We start from the raw sequence: 13,883 nt of genomic DNA on the forward strand, positions 1-13,883 counted from the left end.
CGGCGGGGCTTTGTTCCCCTACCCCGCCCCTTCCCGCTGTATCGATTTGCGGCTCCGCCGCGTGAGGGGCTCCGCCCCAGACCCCGGAGCACGCTCCGCGCGCTGTCCTCAATCGCCGGACGGGCTGGATTTTCCAGCCCGTCCGGCGATTGAGGACGCGCCCGCAGGGCGCTGGGGGTCCGGGGGTCTCCCCGGTTTCGGGAAGGGGCGGGGCTGGGGAAAAAGCGCGTCAGCCCAGCCACTGGACGTCGTACGGCCCGAGATTGAGCGTGTGACCGTCCACCGTCGCCGTCAGCGGACGATTCTGCGTGTTCACGGCCAGGATCGCCGCATCCGACGCGAGCGTCCGCACCGTCCCCGCATCCGCACCCGTCACGTCCACGGAGTGGAACCGCGTACCCGGCGGAAACGACTTCGCGAACCGCGCCAGAAGATCCAGCATGGGCAACGCCGTGCCGCCGCCCGCCAGCTCCGTGCTGCGCCACAGACAACCGGGGCAGTCGGCCGTCGTGCCCTCCGGGTTCCAGTAGAACGCCGTCGCGGCCCCGGCGGTGGCCAGCTGCTGCATGGCCGTCGCCTGGACGGCCGTGCGGTGCTCCTCCGTCCAGCCCCTGCGGGCGTCGTTGGCGTCGGGCGGCTCGACGTACCACTCGGACCACCACACGGGCAGGCCGGTGGTCCTGGTCAGCCAGCCGGTCACGTCGGCGAACTTCTGGGTGGCGCCGAACTCGTCGGGCAGGAGCCGGTCGTTCTCGCGGGTGTAGCTGGCGCCGTCGACGGCGACGAAGTCGGCACCCTTCTTGTGCGTATTCCAGTAGGAGACGGCGTCCACGGCGCGCTGGTCGACCGAACCCCAAGGGCCGCGCACGGACGAGGCGTTGGTGGCGTTGTCGGGGGGATGGCTGTCCACGCTGATGTAGGGGCCGCCGACGAGGTTGTTCGCGTTCTGCTTCTTCAGCTCCGCGTAGACCAGGTTGTAGAGCCGCGTATAGCCCTCGTAGTCCCAGCGGTTCCTGGACTCGTCGAAGAAGCCCTTGAACTCGTTCCAGACGACGAAGTGGCGGATGTCCGGATAGCGCTTGGCGATGACCCCGACGAGCTGGGCGAAGTCCTTGTAGTGACTGGAAAGGGGCGCCATCTCCAGGGATTTCTGGGCCCAGTTGGTCTTTCCCGCGGTGCCGCCCTTCATCCAGTCGGGGGCGCAGCAGAGCGTGAGCACGGGGGTCGCGCCGGTCTTGCGCATCAGGGCGACGCGCCGGTCGAGGTCTCCGAAGTTGTACGAGCCCGGCCGGGGCTCGGGGTTGTCCACGCCCCAGCCCATGATGTGCTGGTTCTGTGGCACGGGGGAGCCGGCGAGGAGCTTGGCGGCGGTGTCGCGGGCGCCGTCGTCGCCGTGGTCGGCGCTGTACTGGGTGTGGGTGAAGCCGAAGCCGAGGGCGGTGCGCCCGCCGCCGCCCCGGTCACCGTCGGAGCCGCCCGGCCCGCCCGTCCCCCCGGGCCCGCCGCCGCCCTCCCATCCCCCGCTGAACACCGTGACCAGCAGCGCCAGCGCCAGAACGCCGCTCACGAGCAGTGCGGCGACCCGCCACCGCCCTGTCCGAGAAAAAAACGCCCGACGTGTCCCATGACGTGCCATCACGGGCAAGAGTATCCGCGGGTGAATCGAAGTGCGGCTGCTTCCGCGCGAACGTCCGGGGAAGCGGGGAAAACCTGTGTGCGCAAGAGCGGCCGGTGCCGGATCATGGGCGGCATGTGTGCCGACCTCCGTCCCGAAGCCAGGAGGCAGATCCTGCCCGCCGACCCGGCCCCCACCCCCGCGGAGAAATCCCTGCCGCTCCGGCTGAACGTGGACGACAGCGACTCGCCGTCCGATGTCATCGACGCGCTGTTCCTGGGCCGGTTCGCCACCGGGGAACAGCCGTACGCGCACAGCCGTTCCGTGGACCGCGTGAAGCCCGGGGCGTCGCTGCTGCCGCCCGCGGCGAGCGTGGTGCGCGCCGCGCGGGACGACGACCGCAGCGCGACCCTGGCCGAGGGCGAGGGGTGGACGCTGCTGATCTCCCGCTGGAACCGGGGCGCGGATGTCTCCGTGACCGCGACCAGCGACGACCTGGCGAAGAAGGTGCTCGGCCAGGCCGTGGAGGACGCGGAGGACGAACCGGAGCCGCAGCCCGAGCACGTCACGATGGGTTTTTGGTACGTGTCGCCGCGGCGCGGCCCGCACCGCACGACGCGGCAGATCTCGGCCGGCACGTGGCAGGAGGTCCGGCCCAACTACACGGCGCCGGTGGCCGACGCGATGGACCGGCTGATGAAGGTCACCCCGGACGACATCGCGGGCCGGCTGCTGCTCCTGCACGGCCCGCCCGGCACCGGCAAGACGTCCGCGCTGCGGACGCTGGCCCGGTCGTGGCGGGACTGGTGCCAGGTGGACTGTGTGCTGGACCCGGAGCGGCTGTTCAACGACGTCGGCTATCTGATGGACATCGCGATCGGCGAGGACGACGGCTCGGCGAAGGGCCGCTGGCGGCTGCTGTTGCTGGAGGACTGCGACGAGCTGATCCGCGGCGAGGCCAAGCACACGGCGGGGCAGGCGCTGTCCCGGCTGCTGAACCTCACGGACGGGCTGCTGGGGCAGGGGCGCAATGTCCTGGTCGGGGTCACCACGAACGAGGACCTGGAGCGGCTGCATCCCGCGGTCGTCCGCCCCGGCCGGTGCCTCGCCCGCATCGAGGTCGGCCCGCTGACCCGTAAGGAGTCCGTGGCCTGGCTCGGCCGGGAGGAGGGCGTGGGGCGCGACGGCGCGACGCTCGCGGAGCTCTTCGCCCTGCGGCGGGGTGTGGGACCGGCGTCGGTGCCGCTGCAGCAGGACGGGTCGGACGCGGGGCTGTATCTGTAGGAGGCCCGGGGGCCGGCCGGTCGGGAGGGCCGGGGAGTCAGCTGCCGTACGCCGCGCGCAGCGCCTCCTCGGCCGCGGCCAGTGCCGCGCCCCGGTCCAGGCCCAGGCGGTGCGCGCGCTGTGCGAAGACGGCCGCCGCTGCAGCCGTCTCCCGCGCCGCCACATCGCCCGGCGCGGCCACGAACGTCCCGTTCCGGCCCCGCGTCTCGACGACCCCGTCCGCTTCGAGCGTGCGGTACGCCTTGGCCACCGTGTTCGCCGCCAGGCCCAGTTCCTCCGCGAAGCCCCGCACCGTGGGCAGCTTGTAGCCCACGGGCAGCGCGCCGGAGCGGGCCTGTTCGGCGATGGCGGCGCGGATCTGCTCGTAGGGCGGTTCGGCCGCGTCGGGGTCGACGGTCAGGTGCAAGGCCACGGTGGGGCTCCCGGTTCGGCGAAGGGTTGTGTCACCCATTGTGCGTCAGGGAGTCCCACCGTGCCCGGGTGGTGCTTACAGCTCCAGCGAGGCGCCGTAGGTGGTCAGCCAGGTGTCGAGGCTGAGGACCAGCTCGGTGGTGGACTGGAAGGCCTCGCCGTTGCCCTGGCCGAGCGAGCCGGTGACGGCCGCGGTGTCGAGCAGGGCGTGCACGGGCTTGTTCTTGTCGGCCAGCACGCGGCGCAGTTCCCCGCGCAGGACGTCGGGGTAGCGCGGGTCCTGGGTGCTGGGGTAGGGGCTCTTGACGCGGTCGGCGACGGACGCGGGCAGCAGGTCGCGGGTGGCGGCGCGCAGCAGGGACTTCTCGCGGCCGTCGAAGGTCTTCATCGCCCAGGGGGTGTTGAAGACGTACTGGACGAGGCGGTGGTCGCAGAAGGGCACGCGCACCTCCAGGCCGGTGGCCATGCTGACGCGGTCCTTGCGGTCGAGCAGCAGCTGCACGAAGCGGGTGAGGTGCAGGTAGCTGATCTCGCGCATGCGGCGTTCGAGGCCGGTCTCGCCGGCGAGCCTGGGCACCTCGGCGATGGCCTCGCGGTAGCGGGCCTCGCGGTAGCCGGCCAGGTCGATCTTGTGGAGGAGGCCCTGGTCGAGGAAGTCGGTGCGGTCGCCGCTGCCGTCGCCGGAGACCGTGTCGAAGATGCGGGCCGTGAGCCAGGGGAAGGTGTCGCCATTGACGGCCTCGGCGTCGTGGAACCAGCGGTAGCCGCCGAAGACCTCGTCGGCCGACTCGCCCGACAGCGCGACCGTGGAGTGCTCGCGGATCGCCTTGAAGAGGAGGTAGAGGGAGGTGTCGACCTGGCCGAAGCCGACGGGCAGGTCGCGCGAGCGCAGCACGGCGTCGCGGTGGCCGCGGTCCATCAGGGTCGCGGTGTCGAGCACGATGTCGGCGTGGTCGGCGCGCACGTGCTCGGCGAGGGCGTGCGCGAACGGGCCGTCGGGGGTCCCCCGCAGGTCGCTGGCCTTGAAGTTCTCGGCCTGGCCCGCGAAGTCGACGGCGAAGGAGCGCACGGGGCCGTGGCCGCCGTCGGCGAGGCCCTTGGCGGCGAGGGCGGTGATGACGGAGGAGTCGAGTCCGCCGGAGAGCAGGGTGCACAGCGGGACGTCGGCGATGAGCTGGCGGGAGACGATGTCCTCCAGCAGCTCGCGGACGTGGCCGACGGTGGTGTCGAGGTCGTCGGTGTGCTCGTGGGACTCCAGCGCCCAGTAGCCGCGCTCGGTCAGTCCGCCGCGGCGCACCCGGACGGTGTGGCCGGGGCGCACCTCGCGCATGCCCTTGTAGATGCCGTGGCCGGGCGTCTTGGTGAAGGCCAGCATCTCGGCGAGGCCCTCGGCGTCGACGACGGGGCGGACGGAGGGGTGGGCGAGGATCGACTTGGGCTCGGAGCCGAAGATCACGCCGTCGGGAGTGGGGTAGTAGAAGAGCGGCTTGACGCCCATGCGGTCGCGGACGAGGAGGAGTTCCTCGGTGCGCGGGTCCCAGACGGCGAAGGCGTAGATGCCGTTGAGCCGCTCGGCGGCGGACTCGCCCCATTCGAGGTAGGCGTGGAGGACGACCTCGGTGTCACTGGTGGTGCGGAAGGTGTGGCCGCGGCCCTCCAGCTCGGCGCGCAGCTCACGGAAGTTGTAGACCTCGCCGCTGTAGGTGGTGGCGAGCAGGGTGCGGCCGTCGTGCTCGGCCGGCATCGGCTGCTTGCCGCCGTCGAGGTCGATGATGGACAGACGGCGGTGTCCCAGCGCGGCGTGGGTGTCCAGCCAGACGCCGCCCGCGTCCGGACCACGGCATATGTGGGTCTCGTTCATCGCGTCGAGCGTGCCGCGCGCGGTCGAGAGGTCCTGGTCGTACGCGATCCATCCGGTGATGCCGCACATGCTCGCGGTGTACCCCTTCGCTAGGCCGCCCGGCGGTCGGTTCCCGGGTACGGCACTCCCCGTGTGTGACGGGCCCGCGTGTATTCCGCGTGCGAGCCGTGAAGATCACGATACGCCTGGATAGATGCATTCACCATGTGCGGACCGGGAAAACATTCACATCGCATGGACGACCGGCGGTAACCCATCACACCTACGGGGAAGCGAATATGACGTACCGTCAGTTCAGAAAGTGGAATGTCGGTTCCGGATGCATCAGGAAGTCGTGGTGCGAGATGTTCCAGGCGTACGCGCCCGCCATCGCGAAGGCGATCCGGTCCCCCACCCGCAGCTCGGCGACGGGCACCTGCCGGGCGAGTACGTCCTTGGGCGTGCACAGCTGCCCGGTCAGGGTCACGGGCTCGTCGAGCGCGGCGGGGCGCGGCCAGGGGCGCGCCCACTCCTCGACCGGGAGCACCGTGAAGGGCTGATCGTGCGCCTTCGCGGCGGGCGTCCGCAGGTGGTGGGTGCCGCCCCGCAGGACCGCGAAGGCCTCCCCCTGGCTGTGCTTGAGGTCCAGGACCTCGGTGACGTACCAGCCGCAGTGCGCCGCCAGCGACCTGCCGGGTTCCGTCCGCAGGGTGACGCCGGGGTGCGCGGCGGCGAGTTCGCGCAGGCCCGCGCCGTAGGCGCGCCAGTCGAAGCGGGTGCGCGGGCGCGCGTAGTCGACGGCCATCCCGCCGCCGACCACGACCTCGTCGAAGGTGATGCCGTAGCGGTCGGCCAGGGACCTCGCCCAGCCCGCCACCCGGGCCGCGACGGCGAGATGGGCCGCCGCGTCGAGCCCGCTCGCGAGGTGGGCGTGGATGCCCCGCAGCCGCAGCCGGCGGCCGCGCAGCAGCGGAAGGCAGGCTTCCACCCGGTGCGGGTCGAGGCCGAAGGGGCCGGGCCTGCCGCCCATGGCCAGCACCGCGCCACCGAGTTCGCCGCCCTCGCCGGCGGGGAGGTTGACGCGCAGGAGGATGTCGGCGCGCTCGTCGCCCGGCCGCTCGTCGACGAGGTCGGCGAGGAGCCTCAGCTCGTTCTCGCTCTCCACGTGGAAGCGCTCCACGCCCAGTTCGAGGGCCAGCCGCAGCTCCTCCTCGGTCTTGCCGGGGCCGCCGAAGGCGAGCGGCAGCCCGGGAACCGCCGCTCTGACGTGGGCCAGTTCGCCCCCGGAGGAGACCTCGTAGCCGTCGAGGTGCGGGGCGAGCGCGCGGAGGATCTCGGGGGCGGGGTTGGCCTTGGCCGCGTAGTACAGCTCGACGCTCTCCGGCAGGGCGGCCCGCACCTCGCGGGCGTGGCCGCCGAGCGCGGCGAGGTCGTGGACGTACGCGGGCAGTTCGGCGCCGGGCAGGCGGGCGGCGAAATCGGCGACGCGGGGGGTTATCACGGTGCGCTGCTCCAGGGTTCGGTACGGGCGTTGCGGGTGAGCGTGGACAGCAGGTCCGGCACGAGGGGCGAGGCGATGCGCACATAGCCCGCGTCCCGGTCGGCCTTGCGTTCCCAGCGGGTCAGCAGATTGGCCTTGGCCGGCAGCGGCACCCCGGCCACCAGCGCGCGCAGCGGCGGCGGGTCGCCGTGGGCGGCGGCGCGGGCGGCCAGGGTCCGGCGGACGGCGGACCACAGCTCGGGTTCGAGGTGGGGGTGCAGGTCGGCGAGCGCGGCGAGCATCTCGGCGACGTGGTTGACGAGGAGGCAGTAGACGACCCGGTCCCAGCCGCGCTCGCGGTCGTACGTCAGGGGGCGGGCCACGTCCTCGGGCAGCGCGGCGAGCGCGGCCGCGTGGTGCCCGGGGAGCAGCTTGGCGCCTTCGAGGTCGCGGAAGAGCACCTGGCGGGGCGTGCCGTCGGGGCCGACGCCCACGACGACGTTCTGCAGGTGCGGTTCGAGGACCACGCCGTGGTCGAAGTAGGCGGCGAGCACGGGCGGCACGAGCAGGCCGAGGTAGGCGTCCCACCAGGCGAGGGCCTCGGCGGGCCCCGCGTGGGCCAGGAGCAGCCCGAGGTGGGCGCCGCCGGTGGGGTATTCGTCGGCGACGGCGGCGGCGAGCAGCCCGGTGACGCCGGGGGCGAGCCGGGTGGCGAGCCCCTCGCGGACGATGACTCCGAAGCCCTCGGCGAGGTCGCGGCTGCCGAGGTCGAGGGTGCGGTAGCCGGGCTCGCGCAGCAGGTCGGCGCCGGGGAAGCGGGCGGCCAGGGCGGTGGCGACGGGTTCCAGGAGCCGGGTGAGGGCGACGGCGCCCGCCAGCTCGTACTCGGCGTTCTTGCGCAGGCAGTTGGTGATGCGGATGTTGAGGCTGAACTTCAGGAAGTCCCGGCCGTCGTAGAGGGTGCGCACGGAGGCGGTGGGCGCGAAGCCGTCGCCGCCGCTCCCCAGGTCGAGGACGTCGCCCCGGGCGAGGGCGGCGCGCAGCACGGGGTGGTCGCGGAGCATGGCGTACTGCCAGGGGTGCGCGGGCAGCAGGCGGTAGCCCTCGGGCACGGGGCGCTGCCGGTCGAGGGCGGCCAGGGCGCCGTCCGTCGCCGCTTCCTCGCGCACGCGCTCCCGGCGTACGGCCAGGTGGCGCAGGGGAAACCGGGCGCGGTTCTCGGGGGCGTAGCGGCCCCAGTCGTCCGCGGTGCCGGTGCGGGCCTTGGGGGTGGGGTGGAAGCGGTGGCCGAAGAGCAGGGACTGCTCGGAGTCCAGGTAGGCGTCGGGCCCCGCGTCGCCGCGCGCGGCGCCCAGGGCGGCGGTCACCCCCGCGTGGCTTGCGGCGACCTGACCCAGGAACTCGTCGTTCCGGACGCCCGTGCGCAGCTCCAGCTCCCGGTGGACGCGCTCGGCGAGCGCCTGCCAGGTCAGCTCGGTCCAGGTGCCGCCGTGCTGTTCGGCGACCGGCCCGGTGAAGCGGTGGGCGCCGATGAGGGAGGCGCGGCGCAGTCCGACGCGGAGCAGCGTGCCGCCGCGGGGCAGCCGCAGCAGGAGCCGTCCGCCGGTGACGGCCGTCTGGTGCTCGGGGCCGGAGACCTCGCGGAGCAGGCAGTTGAGAAGGGTGTGGGCGACCACGTGGTCCGCGCAGGCCACGGTGGTGAGGGCGGGAGGTGCGGTCATTTTGGGCGGCTCCATTGGGGCGGATTCGCTTGCCTGTGCGGGTTCGTGCCGCCTGCGGCGGGAGCTCCCTGCGGGAGCGTCCTCAAACGCCGGACGGGCTGGGTTTCGCGGACCGTGGTCTTTGACCTGCGGGCCGTGGTTCACGGACCGCGGTCGGCACATCCAGCCGTCATCCGGCCGCCCCCCTCAGGTAATTGGGGCCCTCCACATAATGTTTGTTGATGTCCGCCGCGCCCGAGCGTTCCTTCGTGAGCAGGGTCCCGGCGGTGACCATGGCCTTCACGGGCAGCCGGTCGGCGTCGAGGACGCGGGCGCGCAGCACGGCGGCGGCGCCGGGCGCGGTGACCGCGAGGCGGTCCACGGCCTCGGTGAGCCGCTCGCGGATCCGGCTCAGCAGCCCGTCCAGCGGGGCGCGGCCGAGCCGCCCGAGCTCGAAGGCGAGGGCGCCCGCGCACAGGTGGACGGTGATGGTCGCGAAGACGTCGGCGACCGGCCCGTCGCCCCTTGTCAGGATCCGCCGGTCGTCGAATCCCAGGAGTGCGGCGGCCGCGCCGCCGAGCCGCGCGGCGAGCCGGACGGGGTGCACCCGCGGCCCGTCGTTGTCCTTGAGCAGCAGCCTCAGCCGGGGCCCGGCGCCGGTGTCGTCGAGGACGACGGAGGTGTTCTGCTGGTGCGATTCGAGCGCGATGCCGTACGAGAAGAGGGTGGTGTGCCAGTCGAGGAGCAGGGTGAGGTAGGCGTCGAGGAAGGTGGTGAGCGAGCCGCCGTAGTAGCGCTCGGCGAGTTCGTCGACGACGAGCGCGCCGGTGGGGGTGCGGGCGAGCAGCGCGGCGACGGGCACGACGTGGGCGTCCCGCAGCCCGGCGGGGTAACGGCGGACGAGCGCGGCGAGGAGCTCGTGGCCGGCCTGGAGGTGGGCGCGCTCGTCGGCGAGGAGCACCGTGCCCGCGAAGCGCGGTTCGTGGGCGATGACCTCTTCGAGGAGGCGATGGGCGATCTCGCCGTCGAGGAGGGTGCCGGGCTTGATGGTGCGGCGATTGCGCAGGCCCAGGGTGGCGGTGGCGAGCGGGAGTTTGAGGTGGACGGCCGGTTCGTCGGCGACGGCGACCGTACGGGTGGACAGCGTCGGCCGCACCTGGAGCCAGGGGGCGGGGGCCAGGTGTGCGGAGCGCTCCAGCCCGCAGGCGCGCAGGGCCTCGGCGAGGGGCCGCCCGGCGGTGAGCGGGTGGACGGGCAGGGCCAGGTGGGTGGCGTCGAGGCCGGGCAGGCCGAGGGCCGCGGGGGCGGGCCACCAGGGCGGCGGCGCGGCGGGCCCACGGCGTAACGCCTCGCGCGGGAGGGCGAGCCAGCGCAGGGCGAAGGAGGGGTGGAACTCGGGTGCGTAGAGCCGCAGCTGGGTCTCGGTGAGGCCGGAGCGGGCCCGCCCGGTGGGGTAGAGGGGGTGGTCGCGGTAGGCGGCGAGCGCGTCGTAGGCGAGGGAGCGGCGGAGCCCGGTCCAGTGGGCGGTGTCCGGTCCGTAGGCGGCGGCCAGCCGGGCGACGACGTCGTCGCGGACCTCGCTGTGCAGCCGGATCGCGGCCAGGGCCGCGTCGCACTCGGCGAGGAAGGCGTCGTATCCGGCCCGGTCCTCCGGGGGTGCGGCCGGGCGCAGCCGGGTGAGGACGGGGCGCAGCCCGGTGAGGGTGCCGTCGGCGGTCTCCACCAGCGGGCGGCGGGCGCGGATCTCGCACTGGAAGCCCTCGGGGCCGACCGGCAGCAGCAGGGTCTCGCCGGCCGCGCGGAGGCGGAGCCAGTCGCCGTCCGGCCGGTGTTCGGTGCGCGCGCGGCTGCGGAGCCCGTAGGTGTCCTCGCGGAGCAAGGTGCTGAGGACGCGCTGGAGGAGCTCGTCCTCCAGTACGACGCTGCCGGTCAGGCTCATGGCGTGATCTCCCAGCGCTGTGCCGCCAGGAATTCCTCGACGGCACGGTCGATCCGGCCCTGGTCGGTGCCGGTCGCCCGTAGTACCCCGAGATAGTCGCGGTTGGTGCGGTGGAGCGGGTGCGCCTCGCCGGTCCCGCGCAGCGGCCGGTACACCAGCCGTACGCCGTCGTGTTCGGTGTCGCTCGCCGAAGGCGCCCTTGTGAGCGTACCGCCGCGGTCGGCGCAGACATACTCCACGCGCACCCGGCCGTCCGCGCGGCCGCCCAGGCGCACGGGCAGCCGCTCGCCGAGGTGGGTGCGCAGGATGTGCGCGAAGAGCGGAATGCCCAGGGCGTCGGCGAGCGCCAGGTCGCACTGGTCGCCGATGGCACGGTAGTTGACCTCGACGATGCGGGCGCGGTCGCCCTGCGCGATGTATTCGGTGTGGCAGGCGCCGAAGCCGACGCCGAGCGCGCGCAGCTGCCGCAGGGCGTCGGCGGCGTGCGGCCGCGGCGGTCCGGGCAGCAGGGTGAGCCGCTCCTCGACGAAGTACGGCAGGGGGGACAGCCCGGTGCGGAAGGTGCCGAGCGTGTGCAGGACGTGGCCGTCGCCCAGCGTCTCCAGGGTGTGCAGCGGCCCGTCCAGGTACTCCTCGACGACCAGGGCGGCGCCGGGCCTGCGCGCCCGTATCTCACGGCAGCGGGCGGCGAGTTCGCCCGGGTCGCCGACCAGCACCACGTCCTCGCTGGCCACGCCCTCACGCGGCTTGAGCACACATGGAAAGGGCAGGCCGAGGATCTCGGGGCCGGCCGGGTCGTCGTACGGCCCCAGCTCCACGGAACGCACGGTGTCGGCCCCCGCCGCGGCGAGGCTCCGGCGCAGCTCGGCCTTGTCCTTGGCCCGGTGCGCGGCCTTCCAGTCCTTGCCGGGCAGCCCGAAGTAGTCCGCGGCCAGCGCCGCCTGGACCTGGAGGTGGTCGCTGTTGGTGAAGACGGCACCGGGCTTCCCGAACCGGCCGATCCGGCTGATCACCTCGCGGAAGTCCCGTACGTCGCAGCCCACGACGTCCGTCTCCGGCGGCGACGCGCCCTTCGCGTACGCGCTCCGGTGGGCGTCCGGCTGATCGGTGAGCAGCGTGACGGCGAGCCCGAGCGCGGCGGCGGCGGGCAGGAAGCCGTGGGTGACGGAGTCGGTGGGGTTGAGCGCGAGGAGGTGGAGACGCGTCTGCCTTTCGGCCGGGCCGGAGGTGGGTGCGTTGCCGCCTGCGGCGGGGGCGCTTTTGGGGGTCCCCCCGGGCTGATTTCGGCTCGTCGCCATGGTCACGGACAGACCCTAAGTTAGGCAAGGCTTGCCTTGTCAATTGCGCAGCAACTGCCGTCTGAAATGCGCCCTTTATCCCTGCCCCGCCGTCACCCTCACAGCCCGATCCGCCGATACCGCGCCCGACGGGCGGAAAGGCGTTCGCCCTGATCGGACGCCGTGAGCGCCGCGAGTTCGGACCCCAGGACCCGCCCGAGGCGCGGCAGGAAGTCCTCGCCCTCCTCCACGACCGCGTCCACGATCCCGTTGGCGAGCAGGTCCGCGGACCGCACCCCCTGCCGGTCGGCGACCTCGTACGCCCGTTCCGTCGTCCGGTACAGGATCGCCGACGCCCCCTCCGGCGGCAGCGGCGAAAGCCACGCGTGCCGGGCCGCGACGACGCGGTCCGCGGGCAGCAGGGCGAGCGCGGCGCCGCCCGCGCCCTGTCCCAGCAGCAGGCAGAGCGTCGGGGCGGGCAGGGTCACGAGGTCCGCGAGGCAGCGGGCGATCTCCCCGGCCAGGCCGCCCTCCTCGGCGTCCCGGGACAGCGCGGCACCGGCCGTGTCGACGACGGTGAGCAGCGGCAGGCCGAGCTCGGCGGAGATCCGCATCCCGCGCCGCGCGGCCCGCAGCCCGGCGGGCCCGAGCGCCTGCCCCGTGCCCGGTACGGCGTGTTCGCCCCGGTCGTGGCCGAGGACGACGCAGGGCGTACCGCCGACCCGGGCGAGGGCGAGCATCAGCCCGGGGTCGCGCTCCCCCGCGGCCGTGCCGCTGAGCGGTGTCACGTCGGTGGCGGCGGCCGCGAGCAACTCCCGCACCCCGGGCCGGCCGGGGAGGCGCGACAGCCGGATCGATTCGGCGGTGGGCACGTCCTCGCACGGGCCGGTCGCGGGCTCCGGGGCGCTCGCCCGCGCCCCGGCCACGGGGTCCGCGCACAGCACGTTCAGCGCCCGCGCGGCCACGCCCGAGAGGCGCGACGCGGGGAGCACCGCGTCCACCAGGCCGTTGGCCAGGAGGTTCTCCGCGACCTGGACGCCCGCGGGGAACTCCTCGCCGTAGAGCGCCTGGTGGACGCGGGGGCCCAGGAAGCCGATGAGGGCGCCCGGTTCGGCGGCGGTGAGGTGGCCGAGGGAGCCCCACGAGGCGAGGACACCGCCGGTCGTGGGGTGCCGGAGATAGACGAGATAGGGCAGCCCGGCGGCCTTGTGGTCGGTGATCGCGGCGGCGACCTTGACCATCTGGAGGAAGGCGACCGTGCCCTCCTGCATCCGCGTACCGCCCGACGCGGGCGCCGCGAGCAGCGGCAGCCGCTCGGCCGTGGCCCGCTCCACGGCCCGTACGAGCCGCTCCCCCGCCGCCACCCCGATCGACCCCGCCAGGAACCGGAACTCACAGGCCACCAGAGCCACCCGCCGCCCCCGGACCCGGCCCTCACCGGTGATGACGGACTCGTCCAGCCCGGTCCGCTCCCGGGCGGCGAGCAGATCGGCGCGATAAGCGGCATCCCCGGTCGTCACCTCGACGGGCTCGTCCCAGCACCGCCAGCTACCGGGGTCCACCGCGGCTTCGACGATCTCGACGGCCGTTGCACGAGGGCTGTTCGCAGTCATGTGATCACCCTGCCATGGCGTCGGCGCCGTTTCGAGGGCAAAAAGGGCCCTGCGGGCGGCTCATCGAACGGGGGTGGCTCGGGCGCTCAGCGCCCCCACCGGTTCGCCGCATTGGCCGCCTCCACCTTGGCGCTGAGCAGCTCGGAGTCGGCCGCGGGGCGTACGGGTGTGGGCGAAGCAGGTGCAGAAGCGCAGCGGGGAACTGGGCTTGAGGTCGATACCGTGTGCCGTCGCCCACATATAGACGCCACAGGAGGCGCCGTCGCCCGCGCCTGAGACCGCCGTCAGGTGCCCGCGCCCGCATCGAGCAGCCGCTCGGGCGCCGCCTGCTGCCAGGAATCCACGATGATGTCGCGCAGCTCGCCCAGGCCCTCCAGCGCGGCGAGCCGCACCCGCACCCACGAGGAACCCGCCTCGTGCGGCGGTACCCAGAACTTCTCCGGCTCCGCGGCGATCAGCTCCGCGCGCTCGTGCTTGGGGCAGCGGACGGCGATGGACGTCTCGTCGTCGGGGACCGTGATGTACATCTTCCCGGCGACCCGGAACGTGGGCATGCTCCACGCCTCCTTCTCCACCGTCTCCGGGAGAGCCATCGCGATACGGCGGACATCATGGGAATCGATCACGAACAACACTTTAGACAGGCGTTCGGTCGGCGCGCGCCGTGAGCGAGCGGCCCGGCGAGCCCTTCCGCGCGGGCCGGCGCCCCCCAGTACGTCCAGCG

At 73.6% G+C, this 13,883-nt stretch carries 10 protein-coding genes; 1 reads left to right on the top strand and 9 read right to left on the bottom strand.

The window, feature by feature from the left end; genetic code table 11:
- Positions 1-229 precede the first annotated feature (229 nt).
- A complete protein-coding gene (locus DXZ73_RS11890) occupies positions 230-1,567 on the bottom strand; it encodes a GH39 family glycosyl hydrolase (protein ID WP_338059118.1) in 1,338 nt (445 codons plus the stop codon).
- Positions 1,568-1,750: 183 nt separating this feature from the next.
- Between DXZ73_RS11890 and DXZ73_RS11895 the strand changes: the two genes are divergently transcribed.
- Positions 1,751-2,899 (top strand): DUF5925 domain-containing protein, encoded by a 1,149-nt coding sequence (locus tag DXZ73_RS11895; protein WP_240351721.1) that lies wholly within the window; start codon positions 1,751-1,753, stop codon positions 2,897-2,899.
- A gap of 37 nt (positions 2,900-2,936) precedes the next feature.
- Here DXZ73_RS11895 and DXZ73_RS11900 read toward each other — a convergent pair whose 3' ends face one another.
- The 8 genes from DXZ73_RS11900 to DXZ73_RS11935 form a co-directional block, all read right to left on the bottom strand.
- Positions 2,937-3,311, bottom strand: a complete 375-nt coding sequence (locus DXZ73_RS11900; RefSeq protein WP_205519156.1) for a GntR family transcriptional regulator — start codon at positions 3,309-3,311, stop codon at positions 2,937-2,939.
- A gap of 75 nt (positions 3,312-3,386) precedes the next feature.
- Entirely contained in the window at positions 3,387-5,240 is a 1,854-nt protein-coding gene (asnB, locus tag DXZ73_RS11905; protein ID WP_116210974.1) for an asparagine synthase (glutamine-hydrolyzing), read from the bottom strand.
- A gap of 220 nt (positions 5,241-5,460) precedes the next feature.
- Positions 5,461-6,651 carry a type III PLP-dependent enzyme gene (locus tag DXZ73_RS11910; protein WP_116210975.1) on the bottom strand — a complete coding sequence of 397 codons (1,191 nt, stop codon included), beginning with the start codon at positions 6,649-6,651 and terminating at the stop codon, positions 5,461-5,463.
- Positions 6,648-8,351 (bottom strand): IucA/IucC family protein, encoded by a 1,704-nt coding sequence (locus tag DXZ73_RS11915; RefSeq protein WP_240351314.1) that lies wholly within the window; start codon positions 8,349-8,351, stop codon positions 6,648-6,650. Before DXZ73_RS11915 ends, DXZ73_RS11910 begins: the two co-directional genes overlap by 4 nt.
- A 169-nt stretch (positions 8,352-8,520) precedes the next feature.
- Positions 8,521-10,269, bottom strand: coding sequence for an IucA/IucC family protein (locus DXZ73_RS11920; RefSeq protein WP_116210977.1), 1,749 nt, complete (start codon positions 10,267-10,269; stop codon positions 8,521-8,523).
- Complete coding sequence (locus DXZ73_RS11925; protein WP_425315909.1) at positions 10,266-11,567, bottom strand: ATP-grasp domain-containing protein; 1,302 nt, start codon at positions 11,565-11,567, stop codon at positions 10,266-10,268. The genes DXZ73_RS11920 and DXZ73_RS11925 overlap by 4 nt, the downstream gene beginning before the upstream one ends.
- Positions 11,568-11,665: 98 nt before the next feature.
- Positions 11,666-13,159: a carboxyl transferase domain-containing protein gene (locus tag DXZ73_RS11930; RefSeq protein ID WP_116210978.1), complete on the bottom strand. Its 1,494-nt coding sequence runs from the start codon at positions 13,157-13,159 to the stop codon at positions 11,666-11,668.
- 284 nt (positions 13,160-13,443) lie between these two features.
- Complete coding sequence (locus DXZ73_RS11935) at positions 13,444-13,752, bottom strand: MmcQ/YjbR family DNA-binding protein (protein ID WP_116215560.1); 309 nt, start codon at positions 13,750-13,752, stop codon at positions 13,444-13,446.
- Between the last annotated feature and the right edge of the window lie 131 nt (positions 13,753-13,883).

This window comes from Streptoverticillium olivoreticuli subsp. olivoreticuli (assembly GCF_003391135.1).
Lineage (GTDB): Bacteria > Actinomycetota > Actinomycetes > Streptomycetales > Streptomycetaceae > Streptomyces > Streptomyces blastmyceticus.

What these genes read in the sequence shown, in the direction of transcription:
- DXZ73_RS11895 (WP_240351721.1), top strand. Translation starts at nt 1,751, where the DNA reads ATGTGTGCCGACCTCCGTCCCGAAGCCAGGAGGCAGATCCTGCCCGCC.
- asnB (WP_116210974.1), bottom strand. Translation starts at nt 5,240, where the DNA reads ATGTGCGGCATCACCGGATGGATCGCGTACGACCAGGACCTCTCGACC.
- DXZ73_RS11915 (WP_240351314.1), bottom strand. Translation starts at nt 8,351, where the DNA reads ATGACCGCACCTCCCGCCCTCACCACCGTGGCCTGCGCGGACCACGTG.
- DXZ73_RS11920 (WP_116210977.1), bottom strand. Translation starts at nt 10,269, where the DNA reads ATGAGCCTGACCGGCAGCGTCGTACTGGAGGACGAGCTCCTCCAGCGC.
- DXZ73_RS11925 (WP_425315909.1), bottom strand. Translation starts at nt 11,567, where the DNA reads ATGGCGACGAGCCGAAATCAGCCCGGGGGGACCCCCAAAAGCGCCCCC.
- DXZ73_RS11930 (WP_116210978.1), bottom strand. Translation starts at nt 13,159, where the DNA reads ATGACTGCGAACAGCCCTCGTGCAACGGCCGTCGAGATCGTCGAAGCC.
- DXZ73_RS11935 (WP_116215560.1), bottom strand. Translation starts at nt 13,752, where the DNA reads ATGGCTCTCCCGGAGACGGTGGAGAAGGAGGCGTGGAGCATGCCCACG.